The organism is Serinibacter arcticus, assembly GCF_003121705.1.
Classification (GTDB): domain Bacteria; phylum Actinomycetota; class Actinomycetes; order Actinomycetales; family Beutenbergiaceae; genus Litorihabitans.
This window is the reverse complement of the sequence record NZ_PYHR01000002.1, coordinates 2422707-2440091: the sequence shown is the minus strand read 5'-3', so window position 1 is coordinate 2440091 and position 17385 is coordinate 2422707. Positions and strand designations below refer to the sequence as shown.

Annotated in this window: 18 protein-coding genes and 1 pseudogene; 7 read left to right on the top strand and 12 right to left on the bottom strand. The window is 73.6% G+C overall.

Annotation, left to right across the window (positions count from 1 at the left end; all coding sequences use genetic code 11):
- Positions 1–17: 17 nt before the first annotated feature.
- Together C8046_RS11030 and C8046_RS19445 are read right to left on the bottom strand one after the other, a co-directional pair.
- Positions 18–1505 carry a penicillin-binding transpeptidase domain-containing protein gene (locus C8046_RS11030; RefSeq protein ID WP_235866290.1) on the bottom strand — a complete coding sequence of 496 codons (1488 nt, stop codon included), beginning with the start codon at positions 1503–1505 and terminating at the stop codon, positions 18–20.
- Positions 1457–2038: a hypothetical protein gene (locus C8046_RS19445; protein WP_235866289.1), complete on the bottom strand. Its 582-nt coding sequence runs from the start codon at positions 2036–2038 to the stop codon at positions 1457–1459. Before C8046_RS19445 ends, C8046_RS11030 begins: the two co-directional genes overlap by 49 nt.
- Positions 2039–2174: 136 nt before the next feature.
- Between C8046_RS19445 and C8046_RS11025 the strand changes: the two genes are divergently transcribed.
- Complete coding sequence (locus C8046_RS11025; RefSeq protein ID WP_109229480.1) at positions 2175–2849, top strand: peptidylprolyl isomerase; 675 nt, start codon at positions 2175–2177, stop codon at positions 2847–2849.
- Between the two features lie 5 nt (positions 2850–2854).
- On the opposite strand, the gene C8046_RS11020 is transcribed toward C8046_RS11025, so the two are convergent.
- From C8046_RS11020 to C8046_RS11005, 4 genes are all read right to left on the bottom strand, one after another.
- Entirely contained in the window at positions 2855–3193 is a 339-nt protein-coding gene (locus C8046_RS11020) for a TraR/DksA family transcriptional regulator (RefSeq protein WP_109229479.1), read from the bottom strand.
- 170 nt (positions 3194–3363) lie between these two features.
- Positions 3364–4173, bottom strand: a complete 810-nt coding sequence (locus C8046_RS11015) for a hypothetical protein (RefSeq protein WP_146197133.1) — start codon at positions 4171–4173, stop codon at positions 3364–3366.
- A 70-nt stretch (positions 4174–4243) separates the two neighbouring features.
- The gene (locus C8046_RS11010; RefSeq protein ID WP_109229477.1) at positions 4244–4642 is read right to left on the bottom strand and encodes a MauE/DoxX family redox-associated membrane protein; all 399 of its coding nucleotides are present in this window, start codon (positions 4640–4642) and stop codon (positions 4244–4246) included.
- Entirely contained in the window at positions 4642–5697 is a 1056-nt protein-coding gene (locus C8046_RS11005) for a lactonase family protein (RefSeq protein WP_109229476.1), read from the bottom strand. Before C8046_RS11005 ends, C8046_RS11010 begins: the two co-directional genes overlap by 1 nt.
- A 51-nt stretch (positions 5698–5748) precedes the next feature.
- On the opposite strand from C8046_RS11005, the gene C8046_RS11000 reads away from it, so the two are divergent.
- Both C8046_RS11000 and C8046_RS10995 read left to right on the top strand, forming a co-directional pair.
- Positions 5749–7074, top strand: coding sequence for a M18 family aminopeptidase (locus C8046_RS11000; protein WP_109229475.1), 1326 nt, complete (start codon positions 5749–5751; stop codon positions 7072–7074).
- A 45-nt stretch (positions 7075–7119) separates the two neighbouring features.
- A complete protein-coding gene (locus tag C8046_RS10995; protein WP_109229474.1) occupies positions 7120–7569 on the top strand; it encodes a hypothetical protein in 450 nt (149 codons plus the stop codon).
- Positions 7570–7766: 197 nt separating this feature from the next.
- Here C8046_RS10995 and C8046_RS10990 read toward each other — a convergent pair whose 3' ends face one another.
- Positions 7767–8699, bottom strand: coding sequence for an SDR family oxidoreductase (locus tag C8046_RS10990; RefSeq protein WP_109229473.1), 933 nt, complete (start codon positions 8697–8699; stop codon positions 7767–7769).
- Positions 8700–8828: 129 nt separating this feature from the next.
- On the opposite strand from C8046_RS10990, the gene C8046_RS10985 reads away from it, so the two are divergent.
- Both C8046_RS10985 and C8046_RS10980 read left to right on the top strand, forming a co-directional pair.
- Entirely contained in the window at positions 8829–9674 is an 846-nt protein-coding gene (locus C8046_RS10985; RefSeq protein WP_109229472.1) for a helix-turn-helix transcriptional regulator, read from the top strand.
- Positions 9671–10675, top strand: a complete 1005-nt coding sequence (locus C8046_RS10980) for a hypothetical protein (RefSeq protein ID WP_109229471.1) — start codon at positions 9671–9673, stop codon at positions 10673–10675. Before C8046_RS10985 ends, C8046_RS10980 begins: the two co-directional genes overlap by 4 nt.
- Positions 10676–10682: 7 nt before the next feature.
- Here the strand turns inward: C8046_RS10980 and ppk2 are convergent, their stop codons facing one another.
- From ppk2 to C8046_RS10965, 3 genes are all read right to left on the bottom strand, one after another.
- Positions 10683–11591, bottom strand: a complete 909-nt coding sequence (gene ppk2 / locus C8046_RS10975) for a polyphosphate kinase 2 (protein ID WP_109229470.1) — start codon at positions 11589–11591, stop codon at positions 10683–10685.
- 183 nt (positions 11592–11774) lie between these two features.
- Positions 11775–12701: a hypothetical protein gene (locus C8046_RS10970; RefSeq protein ID WP_109229469.1), complete on the bottom strand. Its 927-nt coding sequence runs from the start codon at positions 12699–12701 to the stop codon at positions 11775–11777.
- 119 nt (positions 12702–12820) lie between these two features.
- A complete protein-coding gene (locus tag C8046_RS10965) occupies positions 12821–13051 on the bottom strand; it encodes a hypothetical protein (protein WP_109229468.1) in 231 nt (76 codons plus the stop codon).
- Positions 13052–13155: 104 nt separating this feature from the next.
- Between C8046_RS10965 and C8046_RS10960 the strand changes: the two genes are divergently transcribed.
- Positions 13156–13950, top strand: a complete 795-nt coding sequence (locus C8046_RS10960) for a histidine phosphatase family protein (protein WP_328587592.1) — start codon at positions 13156–13158, stop codon at positions 13948–13950.
- Positions 13951–14021: 71 nt separating this feature from the next.
- Here the strand turns inward: C8046_RS10960 and C8046_RS20000 are convergent.
- Both C8046_RS20000 and C8046_RS10950 read right to left on the bottom strand, forming a co-directional pair.
- A pseudogene (locus C8046_RS20000) lies at positions 14022–15164 on the bottom strand (DinB family protein); the annotation flags it as partial.
- Between the two features lie 74 nt (positions 15165–15238).
- A complete protein-coding gene (locus tag C8046_RS10950) occupies positions 15239–16348 on the bottom strand; it encodes a fatty acid desaturase family protein (protein ID WP_235866288.1) in 1110 nt (369 codons plus the stop codon).
- A 148-nt stretch (positions 16349–16496) separates the two neighbouring features.
- Here C8046_RS10950 and C8046_RS10945 point away from each other — a divergent pair, with 148 nt between their 5' ends.
- Complete coding sequence (locus C8046_RS10945) at positions 16497–17318, top strand: aldo/keto reductase (protein WP_109229465.1); 822 nt, start codon at positions 16497–16499, stop codon at positions 17316–17318.
- Positions 17319–17385: the final 67 nt, after the last annotated feature.

Genomic DNA, 17385 nt, shown 5'->3' with positions numbered 1-17385 from the left:
ACGACACATGACGGATGTCACGACGTCGTAGCGCCGCCCCACCCGCTCTCGGCCGCGAACGTGAGCACGTCCTGGAGGATCGGACCCGCCGTCGCGGTCCCGTAGTCGCCGACCTCGACAAGGACGGCGACCGCCAGGTCACCCTGGAACGCGATCATCCAGGCGTGGGTCTGGGGCGGGTCCTGCGAGCCGAACTGCGCCGTGCCCGACTTCGCCCCGACCGGCTCGCCGGGGACCGCCTGCAGGAACGTCGAGGAACCGCGCTCGACGACGCCGTACATCAGCCCCTGCAGCGTCTGCGCCTCCTCGGGAGTGAGCGCGACGGCGGGCGGCACCGGCTGCGGCGCGGCGCCGTCGTCCGTGGCGTCCGCGGCGTCGGCGTCGGCGGCCACCTCGACGAGCGTCGGCGTCACGGTGCGCCCGGCAGCGACCGACGCGGCGACGCCCGCCATCGCGAGCGGCGACGCGAGGACGTCGCCCTGACCGATGAGGTCGGCGGCGTGCGTGGTGCCGCTCGCGTCGGTCGGGACGGTCCCGGAGAAGTAGGGGAAGGGCCACGCCGCGCCGTCGGGCATCGCGGACCCGAGCCCGAGGCTGGCGGCCGCCTCGGAGAGGTCGGCCGAGCTCAGCCCCGCGTGCTGGGCGATCAGCGCGGTGTTGCACGACTGCGCGATCGCCTCCGCGAGCGTGATCGTCCCGACGGACCCCTCCGGGTAGCCGGGGAAGTTGCGGAACTCGCGCCCGTCGACGGCCACGGTCGGTGTGCACTCGACCGGCGAGTCCGGGGTGAGGCCCGCGCGGAGGAGGGCGAGCGCCGTCGCGACCTTGAACGTGGAGCCAGGCGCGTACTGGCCGACCGTCGCGGTGCTCAGGCCGGCGCTGCCCGGCCCGCTCGCGGCCGCGAGCACGTTCCCGGTGGACGCCTCGAGCGCGACGACGGCGCTCGCGGACTCGACCTGCGACAGCCGTGTCTCGGCGTAGTCCTGCAGGGCCGTGTCCAGCGTCAGGGCCAGGTCGGTGCCGCGGACGGCCTCGCTCTCGTACAGGACCGCGTCGCCGGCGGGGCCGCCCGTGAGCAGCACGCGGGTGGCGGGGGTGCCCCGGAGCTGCTCGTCGTAGAGACGCTGCAGCCCGGACGTGCCGACCGTGTCGCCGGCCTCGATCCGACCCTCCGACTCCTCCACGATCTCGGCGGTGGCCTCGCCGACGTTGCCGAGGATCGGCCGGGCGAAGGTCGCGGTCGGGGCCAGCGGGATCGAGTCCTCCTGGACGAGGACCCCCTCGGTCGTCCGCAGGGCCTGAACGCCGTAGCGCTCGGCGTCGGTCTGGCGGATGGTGATCGCGACGGCGTAGGCCGCGGGCCCGGCGTTCAGGACGCGCTGGACGAATCCGGCCTGGTCGTCGAGGGCGAGCGCGGCGGCGAGGGCCTCGGCGGCGGGCTGCCAGCGGTCCTCGGTCAGGTTGGCCTTGTCGATCCCGATCCGGAAGACGTCGCGATCGACCACGAGCGGCTGCCCCCGCGGCCCGTCACGTCGGCGCGCTCGGCCGGGGTGCGGTCGATCGTCACGACGGTGTCGGCGGTGGCCCCGGGGTGGACGACGGTCGGGCTCCAGTCGACCGACCAGGCGGCGTCGGTGTCGGTGCCCTCGGCCAGGGTGAGGGTCGTCGTCGTCCGGAACGTGAGCGGCTCCGCACCCTCGTCCAGCTCGATCGACCAGTCCAGCGCGGCGATCCGCCGCTCGGGGGCGTCGGCGTCGTCGCTCTCGACCTCCGTCAGTGAGGCCACCGTGACGGTGCGCGGCAGCTCGGCCACGGCGCCGAGGATCGAGGTGAGCTGCGCGGCGGCGAGGTCGGGGTCGGCGACGGGTGCGCCGTCGAACGTCCCGTCGACGAGATCCGCGGCGAACGCGTCGGCCACCGGCTCCGGCTCGGGGTCGGGCTCGGGGGTGCACCCGACCAGGCCGATCGTCAGAGCCAGGGCGAGGGCAGGGGTGAGCGCGGGCGTGAGCGCGGGAGCGAACCGACGGTGGGACCTCATCCCGCCATCGTAGGAAGGACCTCCGACGTCGGCCCGGTGGCCGGGTGCCGACGGGGGAGTCTTCACCCGATCGGCACACGACGGGGGACGGGTGGGCGCGAGGTCACCACCGCGACGCTCGACTACCCTCGGAGCCATGCGTCTGCGCCCCGTCCTCGCCCTCGTCGGCCTGTCCGTCCTCGCCCTGTCCGGCTGCGCCGGCGACGCCGACACCGGCACCACCCCGAGCCCCACGGAGTCGAGCTCCACGGCCGCCGCCTCGGGCGCCTGCACCTACGCCCCCGGTGCCGCGCCGGCGAAGCCCGTCGACGCGCCGCCGGCCGAGCCGACGGCGACGGGCGATGTCCCGGTGACCATCGCCACCAGTGCCGGCGACATCGGGATCACGCTCGACGCCGACGGCACCCCGTGCACGGTGGGCAGCTTCCTCTCGCTCGCCGACCAGGGCTACTTCGACGACACCGAGTGCCACCGCCTGACGACCGAGGGCATCTTCGTGCTGCAGTGCGGCGACCCGTCCGCCTCCGGCCGCGGCGGGCCCGGCTACAGCTTCCCCGACGAGCTCGACGGCACCGAGACCTACCCCGCCGGGACGCTCGCGATGGCGAACGCCGGCCCGAACACCAACGGGTCCCAGTTCTTCCTCGTCTACGAGGACACGCAGCTCCCGCCGTCGTACACGGTGTTCGGCCAGATGGACGAGGCCGGCCTGGCCGTCGTCCAGGAGATCGCGGCAAAGGGCGCCACGGGCGGCGCCCCCGACGGCGCTCCCGCCGAGACGGTCACGATCTCGGGCGTCACGCAGGGCTGACGCCGTCAGGCGTGGCGGACGCAGCGCGACGCCGTCGGCCGCGCCTCGAGCCGCTCGTCCCCGATCGGCTCGCCGCAGGTCTCGCACACGCCGTAGGTCCCGGCCTCCACCCGGACGAGCGCGGCGTCGATCTCCCCGAGCCGGCCCCGCGCCTGGGTGAGGAGCGCGCTCAGCTGCTCCCGCTCGAAGGCGATGGTCGCGCCCTCGGGGTCGTGCTCGTCGTCGACGTTGGAGTCGAGCGCGGCGGCCACGACGTCGTCGCGGCTGGTCCCCAGCCCGGCCACGCGCCGCAGCGTCTCCTCGCGGAGGGCGAGCAGGCGGTCCCGTGCGACGTCGTCGTCCATCCCCGCAGTGGATCACGACGGCGGAGCCCGGGCCAGGACCGACGCCGGCGGTCCGGGGTCGGTTGTGCCTCGACGTCGCGCGGGGCGATCGGCCGCGCCGGAACAGCCGCCGCAGCCAGGCCGTGAACCGCTCGGTGTGACGCGTCAGCTCGACGTCCGTCGACCTCCGGCTACGGCGTCACGCTCCACTCGCCGTTGGTCTTGATGCCGACCACCGCGGGAAGCTCGACGTCGACGGTGGTGGTCTCCTCGATCTCGGAACTCGCGCCGGCGATGGTCCCCGCGCCCGTCAGCGTGTAGGAGTTCGCCCTGCACGTCTCGCCGTCGACCGGACGGCAGTGGAAGGCGAAGCCGGTCGTGCCGCCCCCGAGCACGAGGACCGAGTGACCGGTGCCGCTGGTGGGGCCTTCCGTCAGGGGCAGGTCGTCGAGCGCGAAGAGCTCGAGCGTCCACGGGCCCGTGGCCTCGACGTACACCTGGTCGCCGACTGTGCTGAGGAAGTCCACCAGCATCGTGCCGCTCCAGGGTCCGGTCCCCGCTCCGAACGCGTCACCGACCAGCCGGTCCGGCCCGTTGAGCGAGACCGGACCGGTGCACCCGGAGCAGTCCAGCGTCGCGACGATCCGCACGAGCGCGCGGCCGAACGACACCGTGGCCGGCCCGTCGCCCTGGACCGTGACCGGGGCGCCGGCGGCCACCACGCCGGCGTCGAGCTGCGCGGCGGGGGCGACGGCGAACTCGGGCTCCGGCGTCGCCGTCGTCGAGGACTCCTCGGCGGACGGCGACGGCGGGGCGCTCGTCTCCGTCGTCTCGCTCGGCTCCGGCGTCGCGCTCGGACTGGCGCTGGGGCTCGCGGACGACGACGACGGCGCCCCGGAGGCGTCGGGGTCCTCGCCCGACGACGAGCACGCGGTCAGCGCCAGCGCACCGGCGAGCAGCACGGGCACGACGAGGGCGCGACGGCGGGGAGAGGTGATCACGGGATCGACCGTGCGCCGTCGCACCCTGCCAGCGCAAGTCCTCGGATGTGCCGAGGCGCCCCGCCGACGGTCAGCGCGCCCGCAGGGCCGACCGGATCAGGGGCACCTGCAGCGGCAGCCTCGCGAGCGAGACGGCGAAGGCCGCGATCGAGCCGGCGTCCTGCCGCTTCCGGGCGCGGCGGCCCAGGTCGAGGCTCATCTGGGCGTTGGCGGGCCACACCGCCAGGAGCAGCGCGGCGCTCGCGACCCCGGCCGCGCGCCGCGTCGTCGGCACCACGAGTCCCGCGGCGCACATGAGCTCCGCGACGCCGGAGGCGATCACGAGCGGGCGCGCCCACGCCTGGAGGGGCGTCGGCACGATGCGCTCGAAGCCCTCGGGGCGCACCAGGTGGACGACGCCCGAGACGGCGAAGGGTGCCGCCACGATCCAGGGGAGGTGCGGCTCGGACCCGGTGCCGACGTCGCCCATCAGGCGAACCGCACCCAGTTCGCCCCGTTACCGGTCTCGGCCTGCTGGAGCAGGGTCAGCCGGTCGCCGTCGACGGCGTGGAGCGAGACGGTCGTCGACCGCTCGCCCGCGGCCACCAGGTAGGCGCCGTCGGGGCTGACGGCGAAGCCGCGCGGCTGGGGCTCCGTCGTCGTGAAGCTCGCGGGCGCGGTCAGCGACCCGTCCTGCGCCACGGCGACCGCGCCGAGCGTGCTCGCGGCGCGCTCGGACGCCCACAGGTGGCGCTCGCCCGCGCCCCAGTGCAGGTCGGCGGACCAGATGACGTGGTTCGTCTTCGGGTCGAGGCCCAGCTTGCTCGGGCCGAGCCCGGCGGCGGGGTCGGCCGTGATCGCCGCTCCGCGCAGCTCGAGCGTGCCGGTCTCCGTGTCGCGCGCGAGGTGGAGCACCTCGGCGGTGAACTCGGTCAGGACGTAGACGGCGTCGCCGGACGCGTTGATCACGAGGTGGCGCGGACCGCTGTCCTTCGGGGCCGCGACCGTCTCGGGTGTCAGCGGGGCCAGCGAGCCGTCCGACCCGAGCGCGTACTGGGCCACGAGGTCGGCGCCGAGCGAGACGAAGTAGGCGAACGCGCCGTCGTGGCTGGGGAGCACGGAGTGCAGGTTGGGGAACTCGATCCGGGAGACGGGCGCGCCGACCTCGCCGTCGAGGACGGGGGCGGTGATGCCGTAGCCGCCGCCGTACGAGGCGGCCAGGAGGACGGTGCCGTCGGCCGTCAGGGCGAGGTAGTTGAGGCTGCCGCCGTCGAGGTCGCGGTGGGAGCGGGGGGTCAGCGTGCCGGTCGCCCGGTCGATCGCGAGCGTGAGGATGCCGGCGGGTTCGCCGTCGGCGGCGCGCTTGACGCCGGCGTGCACGAGGTCGCGGTCGGTGTCGATGACGAACGCGGAGCAGCCGGTCACCCCCTCCGTGACGGTGAGCCGTTCGAGGCGGTCGTCGGCGAGGCGGAACGTGCTGAGGGTGCCGTCCGCGGCGTTGGCGACGATGACGAGGGGGGCGGCGGGGGTGCTGGGCTCGGTCATCCTTCGATGGTAGGCGGGTGAGCTGTCGGGGGTGCCTCCTACGATCGGAGGGTGGAACCCCTCGACACCCGTGCCCTCGCCCGCGCCCACGCCGACGACCTCGTCGATCTCGTCGCGGCCTCGCCCTCGAGCCTGCACGCCGCCGAGGAGGTCGCGACGCGGCTCGGGGCGGCGGGCTTCGTCCGGCTGTCCGAGACCGATCCGTGGCACCTGGACGCCGGCGGGCGCTACCTCGTGGTGCGCGACGGCGCGGTGCTGGCCTGGATCGTGCCGCCACGCGCCACGGGGACCACCGGGTTCCACATCCTCGGCGCGCACAGCGACTCGCCCGGCTTCCGGCTCAAGCCGCACCCGACCACCGGGTCGCGCGGCTGGTTGCAGGCGGGCGTGGAGGTCTACGGCGGACCGCTGCTGAACTCCTGGCTGGACCGCGAGCTGCTCCTGGCGGGCCGTCTCGTGACGGCCGACGGCGCCACCCGCCTCGTCGCGACGCCGCCGCTCCTGCGGCTTCCCCAGCTCGCGATCCACCTCGACCGCGCCGCCAACGACGGGCTCGCGCTCGACAAGCAGGTGCACACCCAGCCGGTGTGGGGCGTCGGCGACGCGGTGAGCGCCGACCTGCTCGGCGAGGTCGCGAGCCACGCCGGCCTGGCGGCGGAGGAGATCCGCGGCTACGACCTGGTGCTGGCCGACTCGGCCCGCGGCGTGGTGTTCGGCAAGGATGACGCGTTCCTCGCCGTCGGGCGCCTGGACGATCTCGCCTCGGTGCACGCGGGTCTGCGCGCGCTGGAGGCGCTCGCGGGGACGAGCGACGTCGTCGGGGACCTCGACGCCGGGGCCGACCTCGTGCACATCCCCGTGCTGGCCGTGTTCGACCACGAGGAGGTCGGGTCGGCCAGCCGGAGCGGTGCCGACGGACCGTTCCTGGCCGACGTGCTGGCGCGGGTGGGGACGCTGCTCGGCGCGACGTCCGAGGACCACCGGCGGGCGCTCGCGGACTCGTGGCTGGTCTCCAGCGACGTCGGGCACTCCGTGCACCCGAACTACCCGGGGCGCCACGACCCCGTGGTGCAGCCGGTGCTCGGTTCGGGCCCGATCCTCAAGATCAACGCCAACCAGCGCTACGCGACCGACGGCGTGGGCGAGGCCGCGTGGCGCGGCTGGTGCGACCGGGCCGGGGTGCGGACGCAGGAGTTCGTCTCGCACAACAGCGTCCCGTGCGGGTCGACCATCGGCCCGATCACCGCGACCCGGCTCGGGATCCGGACGGTCGACGTCGGGATCCCCATCCTGTCGATGCACTCGGCCCGCGAGCTGGCCGGGACGAGCGACCTGCTCGACCTCCGCCGCGTCGCCGAGGCGTTCTGGCGGTCGTAGGTCAGGGCTAGCCTCGTTCCCACCGACGATCGAGAGGGACGGGCCATGGCCACGAACGAGGGTTTCAGCGCCGACGAGCGCGCCGCGATGAAGCAGCGCGCCGAGGAGCTGCGGTCGATGAAGGGCGTCAAGGGCGCCGCGAAGAAGCAGAAGGAGGCGGAGGCCTGCCTCGCGGCCATCGAGGCGTTGAGCGGCGCCGATCGCGTGATCGCGGAGCGCTTCCACGTCGTCGTGACGGAGGAGGCCCCGCATCTGGAGTGGAAGACCTGGTACGGGTTCCCGTCCTACGCGCGCGACGGGAAGGTCGTCACGTTCGTGCAGCCCGCCTCGAAATTCGGCACCCGCTACACGAGCATCGGGTTCAACGAGGACGCGGCGCTCGACGACGGTCCGATCTGGGCGACGTCGTTCGCCGTCCTGGAGTGGACCGACGCGGTCGAGAAGCAGCTGCGACCGCTCGTGCACAAGGCGGCCGGCGAGCCCGACGGCGACTGACGCCGGCGGGCGGACGCCTCGCCGTCGGGCGCGGCCTCGCTCTCTGCGGACGGCCCTCGCTCTCTGCGGACGGCCGAGGCCGTCCGCAGAGCCACAACGCTGTGACCTGCGGTGACGGGGCAGGGCGCACGACGGGGAGGCGTTCCGTCCGCAGAGAGCGAGGGCCGTCCGCAGTCAGCGAGGCCGCGGACCTGCCGTCAGCCGAAGGTGACCCCGGTCAACCGCTCCGACTCGACCCACATCCGCATCGCGTCCTCGGTGCGCATCGGCTTCCAGAGCTTGGTCTCGCCGGGAGGACCCCCGACGTTGCCGATCCACTGCGGGCCGTAGAACGCGCCGGGCTTCGCCTCGGGGGAGGTGGCCGCCATCAGGGCCGGCAGCTTGGCACTGTCGACCGTGCCCGCGAGGATCCCGTGGTCCGACAGCCACTGGATCAGACCGCGCCCCCCGGCCGCCTCCGACCGTCCGAGCTCGGGTCGGGCGGCGAGCAGGCTCGTCGGCGCGACCCCGGGGTGGGAGAGGTTGCTCGTGATTCCCCAGCCACCGGACTCGCTGCGGCGGTTCAGCTCGAGGGCGAAGAGGGCGACGGCGATCTTCGACTGCCGGTAGGCGGCCATCCCGTCGTACTTCCGCTCCCAGTTGAGGTCGTCCCAGTTGATCCGGCCGCTGCGCGCGGCGACGCTCGACTGCGACGTGACGCGCGCCCTCCCCGCCCTGAGCAGCGGGAGCAGGTGGGCGTTGAGGGCGAAGTGGCCCAGGTGGTTGGTGCCCATCTGGAGCTCGAACCCGTCGGCGGTGGCCTGACGGTCGGGCGGCGTCATGACGCCGGCGTTGTTGATGACGAGGTGGATCGGCTTCCCCTCGGCGCGCAGCTTCTCGCCGAGGGCGGCTGCGGACTCGAGCGAGGACAGGTCCAGCTGCTCGAGCGTGACCTTCGCGCCCGGGACCTCGGAGCGGATCTTCTCGACCGCCGCCTCACCCTTGCGCGGGTTGCGGACCGGCATGACGACGTCGGCGCCGGCCGCCGCGAGGCGGCTCGCCATGCCGAGCCCCATGCCGTCGCTCGCGCCGGTGACGAGGGCGCGCCTGCCGGTGAGGTCGGGGATGGTGATGTCGAACGAGCGGGGCACGGTTCCTCCTGGATCGTGGGGTGAGGCACCGGTGTGCCGTCTGCTGACCAGCCTGCGGCAGGTGCCGCACCTTATCCACGGCCTGACGATCCGTGGCTACGGGGACGGGAGGCGGGGCAGGATGCAGCCATGATCGATCGAGCAGGACTGGCCGACTTCCTCCGCGGCCGCCGCGAGGCGCTGCAGCCGGAGGACGTCGGGCTGCCGCGCGGGCAGCGTCGTCGCACCAGCGGGCTGCGCCGCGAGGAGGTCGCGGCGTTGTGCCACATGTCGGTCGACTACTACTCGCGCCTCGAGCGCGAGCGGGGCCCGCAGCCGTCGGAGCAGATGGTCGCCGCGATCGCCCAGGGCCTGCACCTCGACCGGGACGAGCGCGACCACCTCTTCCACCTCGCCGGCCACCGGGCGCCGGCCCGGGGCGCGGGCGGCGACCACATCAGCCCCGGCGTCCTGCGCATCCTCGACCGGCTGACCGACACCCCCGCCGAGGTGGTCACCGAGCTCGGCGAGACGCTCCGGCAGACGCCGCTCGGCGTCGCCCTCTTCGGCGACCTGGCCCACCGCCAGGGCCTGGCGCGCAGCATCGGCTACCGGTGGTTCACCGACCCCGCTGCCCGCACGATGCAGCTGCCGGAGGACCACGAGTTCTACTCGCGGATGTACACCGCCGGGCTGCGAGGGGTGCTCGCGCAACGCGGTCCCGGATCGCGGGCCGCGCGCTACGTCGACGATCTCCTGGCGCGCAGCGCGGAGTTCCGCGAGCTGTGGGCGCTCCACGAGGTCGGCATCCGGCCCAGGGAGATCAAGCGCTACGTCCACCCGACGGTCGGACGCCTCGACCTCACCTGCCAGGTCCTCCACGATCCCGAGCAGGCGCACGCGCTGCTGGTCTACACCGCCCCGCCCGGGAGCGAGAGCTACGAGAAGCTGCAGCTGCTCGCCGTCGTCGGCGAGATGTCGGAGGTCCGGTCGTGAGCCTGGTCTGGCACTACACGGATGCCTACGGACTGCTGGCCATCCTGCGCGGGCACGTGTTGTGGGCGACGTCGTCCCGCTTCCTCAACGACGCGAGCGAGGTGAGCCTCGGCCGCGACCTCCTCGTCGCCGAGCTCGAGCGCCGCCGCGACCAGGACCCGACCTACCGCCTCCTGCACGAGCTCATCACGGCCGAGGTGGACACCGCCTCGCCGTCGCCCGCCGAGTTCTTCGTGCTCAGCGCCGCGCAGGACTGGGACCTGCTGGCGATGTGGCGCAGCTACGGCGGTCGGGGGGAGTCCTACGCGATCGGCCTGGACCGCTCGGCCCCGCTCGCGGCGCTCGTCGACGACACCGGCACGGGCCTCCCCACCGTCCCGGGCCCGTTGCCGCAGGTGCGGCAGCGTCCGTGGTCGCCCGTGCGCTACGGACCCGCCGAGCAGCAGGAGGTCGTCGACGCCGTCTTCGCCCGCCTCGACGCCGGGATCGCGCGGCTGGCGGCGGCGCGGGAGACGGGGCTCGCACGGTCGGCGGGGGCGAGCGCCGTCGATGGAGCGAGCGCCGCCGGGGTGCCGCCGCAGGTCGTGGCCGAGATGATGGCGTTCCTCGACGACGTCGAGCAGGCGATGCTGCTGAGCAAGCACGGCGGATTCGTCGACGAGCGCGAGATCAGGCACTCCACCGTCGTCTTCCGGGGGAACCCTGCCGGGTCGCCGTTGACGGCGTTCGGTGCGAGCGACGATCCCGCCACCTCGACGCTCCCGCCCGGACTGATCCAGTTCCGGGCGACGCCGTACGGACTCGCGCCCTACGTGCGCCTCACCGGTGCACCCGACGGCGCCGCCGTCGCCCTGGCCCCGTCACCGCTGCCGATCCGGGCGCTGGCCGTCTCGCCGTCGGGCAATGCGGGCGCGTCCGCCGAGACGCTGCGCGAGCTCCTCGTCAGCCTCGGCTACCCGGCGCTGCCCGTGCACGTGTCCTCGATCCCGTTCCGGGAGTAGGGCCCGCTCACTCGTCCGCGGGCTCGTTCTTGCTGCGGAGCACCAGGAGCGGGTCGGGCTTGCCGAGGACCGCCGCGTCCTTGCCCTCGTAGTCGAACTGGTTGAGGAAGAACCGCATCGCGTTCAGGCGGGCGCGCTTCTTGTCGTTGGACCTGATCACGGTCCAGCGGGCGTGCCGCTTGTCGGTCCGGCGGAACATCTCCTCCTTGGCCGCGGTGTAGTCGTCCCAGCGGTCGAGCGAGGCGAGATCCATCGGAGAGAGCTTCCACTGCCGGACCGGGTCGAGCTGCCGGATCGCGAACCGGGTCCGCTGCTCGGTGCGGGACACGGAGAACCAGAGCTTGGTCACGTGGATGCCGGACTCCACCAGAGCCTTCTCGAACCACGGCGCCTGCGACATGAAGGTCTGGTACTCCTCGTCCGTGGCGAAGCCCATCACGCGCTCGACGCCCGCCCGGTTGTACCAGGAGCGGTCGAACATCACGATCTCGCCGGCGGTGGGCAGATGCTTCACGTAGCGCTGGAAGTACCACTGCCCCATCTCGCGGTCGCTCGGCTTCGCGAGGGCGACGACGCGCGCGGTGCGCGGGTTCAGGTGCTCGGTGAAGCGCTTGATCGTGCCGCCCTTGCCCGCCGCGTCACGTCCCTCGAACAGGATGATCGCCCGCTTGCCGTTGTCCTCGAGCCAGTACTGGAACTTCAGCAGCTCCACCTGGAGGTCGTACTTCTGCACCTCGTACTCCTCGCGGCTGAGGAGCTCCTCGTAGGGGTAGCCCTCCTTCCACGACCAGACCGGGTTGCCCTCCGGATCGATGAGGTCGGGGTCGGGGGTGTGGCCGTCGCGGACCGTGTAGCCCGTGTCCCGCAGGTACTCGATGTACTCGCGCAGGTCGCTCGGGGGGTTCGAGGGGCTCATGGTTCTCCTGGCTGGGCGTGCCGTTCGAGGCCGCTGGGCGGCGGACGACGGCGGAGGGGGCGGTCCTGCCTCCATCGTCCGGCCGCGGCGGTCGACGCCGCAACCGCCCGGCCAGGTGTTCACCGGGCGGCCACCTGCGCGTCGCCGTCGGGCGCCGGCGCGTCACGCCGTCCCTCGGGAGGGTCAGCCCACCTCGACCGGGACGAGGCGGCCCGTCAGGTCGACGTCGTCGGCCTCGTACCAGGGCGAGAGGAGGTCGGTGATGCGGGCGCGGGTCTCGTCGTCGGCGAGGACGACCTCGACGCCGAACCGGCCGCCGACCGTGTCGGCGCCCCAGCTGAGCAGGCCGAGCTCGCCCGGGTCGTCGTTCAGGGCGGCCGAGGCCTCCTGGGACTCGGCGTTCGACGGGAGGTCGCGCGCGGCGACGCAGAGGAAGCCCTGCCAGACCTCGCGCAGTGCGGAGTGGGCGGCGTCGACGTCGGAACTTTCCGTCAGGAGCACGTTGAACTCGCTGTACCCGTCGGACACGAAGAGCTCGACGTAGCCGGGCAGGGCGGCCGAGCGCTCCTGCAGCTGCCCGACCGCCGACGCTCCCTCGGCGTCGAGCGCCGGGCCGTCGGGGCCGGCTTCGGTCGGGTACCCGCCCTCGCGTCCGCCCCGGAACGGGTCCTCGCACAGCGCCTCGGGTGAGGTCCAGGAGCTCGTGGGCGGGATGACCCCCGCGGGCGGGTCGGTCCGGACGGGCTCGGTGAGGCTGAAGGCCTCGCCGTCGTACGTCCCGACGACCCAGCCCGAGCCCCACGTCACACCGCTGGCGGTCTCCGCGTCGGCGACGTCGGCCCAGTCGAGCCCGAGGATCACCGGTCCGCCGCACTGGGGCGGGTAGGACTCGTTGACGCCGCCGAGGCAGAGCCGCGGCCCGCCGTCGCCCTTCTCCAGGAGCGTGGCGAAGGCGGCGTACTGCTGGGCGTCGTCCGAGGAGCTCGCGTCGGGAGCGGTGTCGGCGGGGGACGTGCCCGGTGCGCCGCACGCCGCGAGTGTCAGGCCGAGGGCGGCGACGACGGCGACGCCGGTCGCCCCCGACCGTCCGCGCGGTGTGGTCGTGGGCATCGGAGACCTCCGTCGTCGGCGGGCCCGTGGGTGGTGCCCCTGTGACGAGTGTGTCGCCTGCCGGTCAGATCTTGCGCGGACCCCGTCGAGTCGCCTGGCGCGACGGTCCGGGGCACAGCTCAGCGGCCCGCGCCCCGGTTGCGTGGATGCTGCCGCGCCTCGCGCTCGTTGCCGCGCCTGTAGTTCCCGGTGAGCCGGGCCATCAGTCCCTGGAGATCGGCGTCGTCGTCGACCTCGTCCAGGAACTCGCTCGCCCTCGCGCCGCGCAGCACGGTCGCGCGGCGACCGTGGTGGGAGATCACGACGGTCTCGCCGACCACCTCGTACGTGAAGCCGTTCGCCTGCGCCATGCGGGCATCCTCCCGCGGCCCGGGGCCGGCGGTCACGGGATTTGCCGGGCCCGGGCCGGGCCCGGGGCCGGGAGGCGGTGCGTCGGCGGACGTTGTGCGCACGGATGGTCGCTTCAGGGGCGGTGAAGCGGCCACCGGTGCGCGCAACGGCGGGGCCGGAGGGGCCTGAGGCGCCGGAGGGGCCGGAGGGGCCGCCTAGCCTGGAGGGCATGACACTGCTGCTCATCCGCCACGGTCAGATCGAGGCCAACACCCGCCACGAGCTCGAGACCCGGATCCCGGGCCCGGAGCTGACGGCGCTCGGGGAGGAGCAGGCGGCGGCGCTGCCGTCGCTGCTCGCGGACGTGCCGATCGTCGCGATCCACGCCTCGGTGATGCAGCGGACGCAGCTGACGGCGGCGCCCCTGGCCGAGGACCGGTCGCTGGACGTCGTCGTCACACCCGGGCTCGAGGAGATCGACGCCGGGGACCTGACGATGCGGTCGGATGACGTCTCCGTCGACACCTACCTCTCCACCGCCCTCGGGTGGGCTGCCGGCGAGCTCGACCGCGCCATGCCGGGCGGCCCGAACGGACACGCGTTCTTCGAGCGCTACGACGCGGCGGTCGAGGCGGTCGTCGCCGCGGCCTCGGACGCCGGAGGTGCCGATGGCGGGGGTTCCGGCGTCGCCGTCGCCTTCAGCCACGGGGCCGCCATCCGCACGTGGGTGGCCGGTCGCGCCGTCAACGCCGCGGGTTCCGACGCCCTGGCACGGGCGCTCGGCAACACCGGGGTCGTCGAGCTGGAGCTGGTCGACGGCGAGTGGCACCTCGTGGCGTGGGAGGGCACCCCGTGGACCGAGCTCGTCGCCCCCGACCGCGAGGCCGATCCGACCGAGCCGGACCGCCCCGCGCGCTGAGCGTCAGTCGGCGCCACCCGCCCCCCGCCCCGCTCGATCGCCTCGAGGTCGCGGACGGCGTAGCGGTGGTGCTCCCACTCCTCCTCGAGGATCGTGTGCAGGCACGAGCGCACGGTCTCGCTGTGCTCGGGCGCCCAGGGGTTCGTGCGCTGCTCGTCGAGCTGGGCCGGGGTGATCGAGGCGAGCAGGTCGCGCACCATCGCGACCCGCTCCGCACGGACGGCGAGGACCTCGTCCCAGGTCGGTGCCTCCGTGCGGAAGATCGACGGGTCGCCGCCGTCGGCGGCGTACGAGGCGTCGGGCTGACCGATCGGGTGGTACGGCGCATCGAGGCGGAGGACGGCGCGACCCAGCCACGTGTCCGTGGCCATGACCAGGTGCCGCAGCGTCTGCGCCACGGTCCACTCGCCGTCGACCGAGACGTCGACGCCGCCCGGCGGGAGCGCCTCCGCCCGCGCGACCGTGCGCTCCCAGGTCTCCTCGAGCCGCGCCCACGCCGAGCGCAGCCCGGCCGGGTCGCTCGCGCGACGCTCGGAGCGGCCGGGGAAGCGACGGTCCAGCTCGGCGTCGACCAGCGGGACGACGTCGACGCCGTTCACCAGCAGCCGACCGCCCTCCTCCAGGAGCCACGGCGAGTCGATCTCCGCGCCGGCGACGTCGGCGCCGCGGAGCACGGCGCCGCGCAGATCGGCCCCTCGGAGGTCGGCGCCACGCAGATCGACCGGCGCCCCGGAGGCCGCCGGGCCGTCGTCGCCACCACCGCCGTCATCATCACCGCCGTCGAGCCGCTCCCCGAGCTCCACGATCAGCCCCTCGGGGCCGCGGACGTAGCAGACCAGCCACACGTCCTCGTAGTTCACGACCTCGGCGACGGTCTCGAACCCCGCGGCGCGGACGCGCCCGAGCACGGCCGTCAGATCGTCGACGCGGTAGGCGAGGTGGCGCAGGCCGAGCACGTGCGACGCCGCGTCCGGCCCGCGCGGCGGGGAGGTGGGGGCGTGGAACTGCGAGAGCTCGATCGCCCCCGAGCCGTCCGGCGCGGTGAGGAAGCACATCTCCACCTGCGTGCCCGTGAGGCCGTTGACGCGGTCGGCCCACTCACCCCCGACGCGGGCGGTCTCCCCCCGCTCGAACCCGAGCAGGGTGAAGAAGGTGGCGGCGGCGTCGAGATCCTCGACGATCACCCCGACGTGCTCGAAGCTGCGGACTCCCATGACGGGAGGGTAGGCCGGGCCTGGTGACATCGACCAGGGCGTGCGGCGCGCCGGGGCCGACGCGGGAACGCGTCTCAGCGCGAGCGGAACTCGCTGGTGAGCGGGCAGCTGAACGGGTCACGCGCCTGCAGGCCGACCTTGTCCAGGTGCCGGATGACGATGCGGTAGGACTCCAGCAGCGTCGCCTCGGTGTACGGCACGAGCTTCTCCTCGCAGAACGCCTTCACCATGGGCTGCACGAGACGCAGGTGCGGGCTCGGCATCGAGGGGAACAGGTGGTGCTCGACCTGGAAGTTGAGCCCGCCCATGTACAGGTCGATGTGGCGGCCGCCGGTGATGTTGCGGCTCATCAGCACCTGGCGGCGAAGGAAGTCGATCTTCGAGTCGGCGGGGACGATCGGCATGCCCTTGTGGTTCGGCGCGAAGACCGCGCCCATGTACAGGCCGAAGAGCGCGACCTGGACGCCGATGAAGGCGAACGCCATCCCGAGCGGGAGGAACCAGAAGACGAGGGCGAGGTAGCCCACCAGCCGGACCAGCACGAGCGGGATCTCGGTCGAGCGGTGCTTGACCGGCTCCTTGCCGAAGATGGTCTTGAGGCCGGAGACGTGCAGGTTGAGGCCCTCGAGCAGCAGCAGCGGGAAGAACAGCGACCCCTGCCGCGCGCGGAGGCGCTCCCCGAGCCGCGTCCGGGGCTTGCCACCGCTCTCGAGGTGGAAGACGAGGGCGCCCGTCTTGATGTCGGGATCGGCGCCGACCTGGTTCGGCTTCGCGTGGTGGCGGCTGTGCTTGTGCTGCCACCAGCCGTAGCTCATCCCCGCGTAGAGGTTGGCGATCACCAGGCTCGCGGCGTCGTTCCACCGACCGGAGTCGAAGATCTGACGGTGCGCGGCGTCGTGGCCCAGGAACATGAACTGACCCAGCACGACGGCCAGGAGGGCCGCGACGGCGAGCTGCCACCACGACTCGCCGACCCACCACGCCAGGGCGGCGACGCCGGCGAGGGCGACGTTGAGGACGGCGAACCGCGTCCAGTAGTAGCCGTGACGCCGGCGCATCAGCCCCGCCTCGCGGACCGCCTTGGCGAGCTCCGTGAAGTCGCTGACCTGGCGCCTGGCCTCCCCCCGAGGGGTCGACGGCGCAGTGATCGTGCTCGGTCCGGGCACCGCTGAGCTGGTCGTCACGTGCTGAGGTTATCCAGGTTCCGGCGGATTGGGGGAAGACTCCGGTGCTCGAACGGTGAGGAAGTCGAGTCGATCCGCTCCCACGGGGTCGGCCTACGGTGGGAGGGCACGCCCCGACACGCACGTCGACAGCTGGAGAGACCACGACATGAGCGCCCTCACCGACCACTTCACCCTCGCGAACGGACTCGAGATCCCCAGCCTCGGGTTCGGCACGTGGCAGATCCCCGACGGCGACGACGCCTACGACGCCGTGACCACCGCCCTCGCCGCCGGCTACCGCCACATCGACACCGCCCGCGGCTACGGGAACGAGGCCTCGGTCGCGCGCGCGATCGCCGACAGCGACGTGCCGCGGTCGGACGTCTTCGTCACGACGAAGCTCCCCGCCGAGATCAAGACCTACCAGGGCGCCGTCGACAGCCTCGCGGAGAGCCTCGAGCTCCTGGGCGACGACCACGTCGACCTCTACCTCATCCACGCCCCGTGGCCGTGGGACGACATCGGCTCCGATCACTCCGCCGGGAACGCCGAGGCGTGGCGGGCCCTGGAGGACGCGCTCGAGGACGGCCGGGCCCGCTCGATCGGCGTCTCGAACTTCTCCGTGTCCGACCTCGAGAAGCTCGCCGCCGGTGCGCGCCACCGCCCGCACGTCAACCAGATCCGGTACTTCGTGGGGCACACGCAGGACGATGTCGTGGCCTACTGCCGGGCGAACGGGATCCTCGTGGAGGGCTACTCGCCGCTCGCCACGGGCGCCATCCTGGAGGACGCCGACGTCGATGCCGTGGCCCAGCGCTACGGGCGGTCGGTCGCGCAGCTCTGCCTGCGCTACCTGCTGCAGAAGGACGTGCTGCCGCTGCCGAAGTCGACCACCCCGTCGCGCATCGCCGAGAACGCGGACCTCGACTTCACGATCTCCGACACCGACCTCGCGCTGCTGGACGCCCTGGAGGATCCGACGGCGTAGCAACGCCGAGGGCGCCGAGCCGCGCGACGACGTCGCGCACCTCGGCGCCCTCGGCGCAGCGGGTGGG

What these genes read in the sequence shown, in the direction of transcription:
- C8046_RS19445 (WP_235866289.1), bottom strand. Translation starts at nt 2,038, where the DNA reads ATGAGGTCCCACCGTCGGTTCGCTCCCGCGCTCACGCCCGCGCTCACC.
- C8046_RS11025 (WP_109229480.1), top strand. Translation starts at nt 2,175, where the DNA reads ATGCGTCTGCGCCCCGTCCTCGCCCTCGTCGGCCTGTCCGTCCTCGCC.
- C8046_RS11020 (WP_109229479.1), bottom strand. Translation starts at nt 3,193, where the DNA reads ATGGACGACGACGTCGCACGGGACCGCCTGCTCGCCCTCCGCGAGGAG.
- C8046_RS11010 (WP_109229477.1), bottom strand. Translation starts at nt 4,642, where the DNA reads ATGGGCGACGTCGGCACCGGGTCCGAGCCGCACCTCCCCTGGATCGTG.
- C8046_RS11005 (WP_109229476.1), bottom strand. Translation starts at nt 5,697, where the DNA reads ATGACCGAGCCCAGCACCCCCGCCGCCCCCCTCGTCATCGTCGCCAAC.
- C8046_RS10995 (WP_109229474.1), top strand. Translation starts at nt 7,120, where the DNA reads ATGGCCACGAACGAGGGTTTCAGCGCCGACGAGCGCGCCGCGATGAAG.
- C8046_RS10985 (WP_109229472.1), top strand. Translation starts at nt 8,829, where the DNA reads ATGATCGATCGAGCAGGACTGGCCGACTTCCTCCGCGGCCGCCGCGAG.
- ppk2 (WP_109229470.1), bottom strand. Translation starts at nt 11,591, where the DNA reads ATGAGCCCCTCGAACCCCCCGAGCGACCTGCGCGAGTACATCGAGTAC.
- C8046_RS10970 (WP_109229469.1), bottom strand. Translation starts at nt 12,701, where the DNA reads ATGCCCACGACCACACCGCGCGGACGGTCGGGGGCGACCGGCGTCGCC.
- C8046_RS10965 (WP_109229468.1), bottom strand. Translation starts at nt 13,051, where the DNA reads ATGGCGCAGGCGAACGGCTTCACGTACGAGGTGGTCGGCGAGACCGTC.
- C8046_RS10960 (WP_328587592.1), top strand. Translation starts at nt 13,156, where the DNA reads ATGGTCGCTTCAGGGGCGGTGAAGCGGCCACCGGTGCGCGCAACGGCG.
- C8046_RS10945 (WP_109229465.1), top strand. Translation starts at nt 16,497, where the DNA reads ATGAGCGCCCTCACCGACCACTTCACCCTCGCGAACGGACTCGAGATC.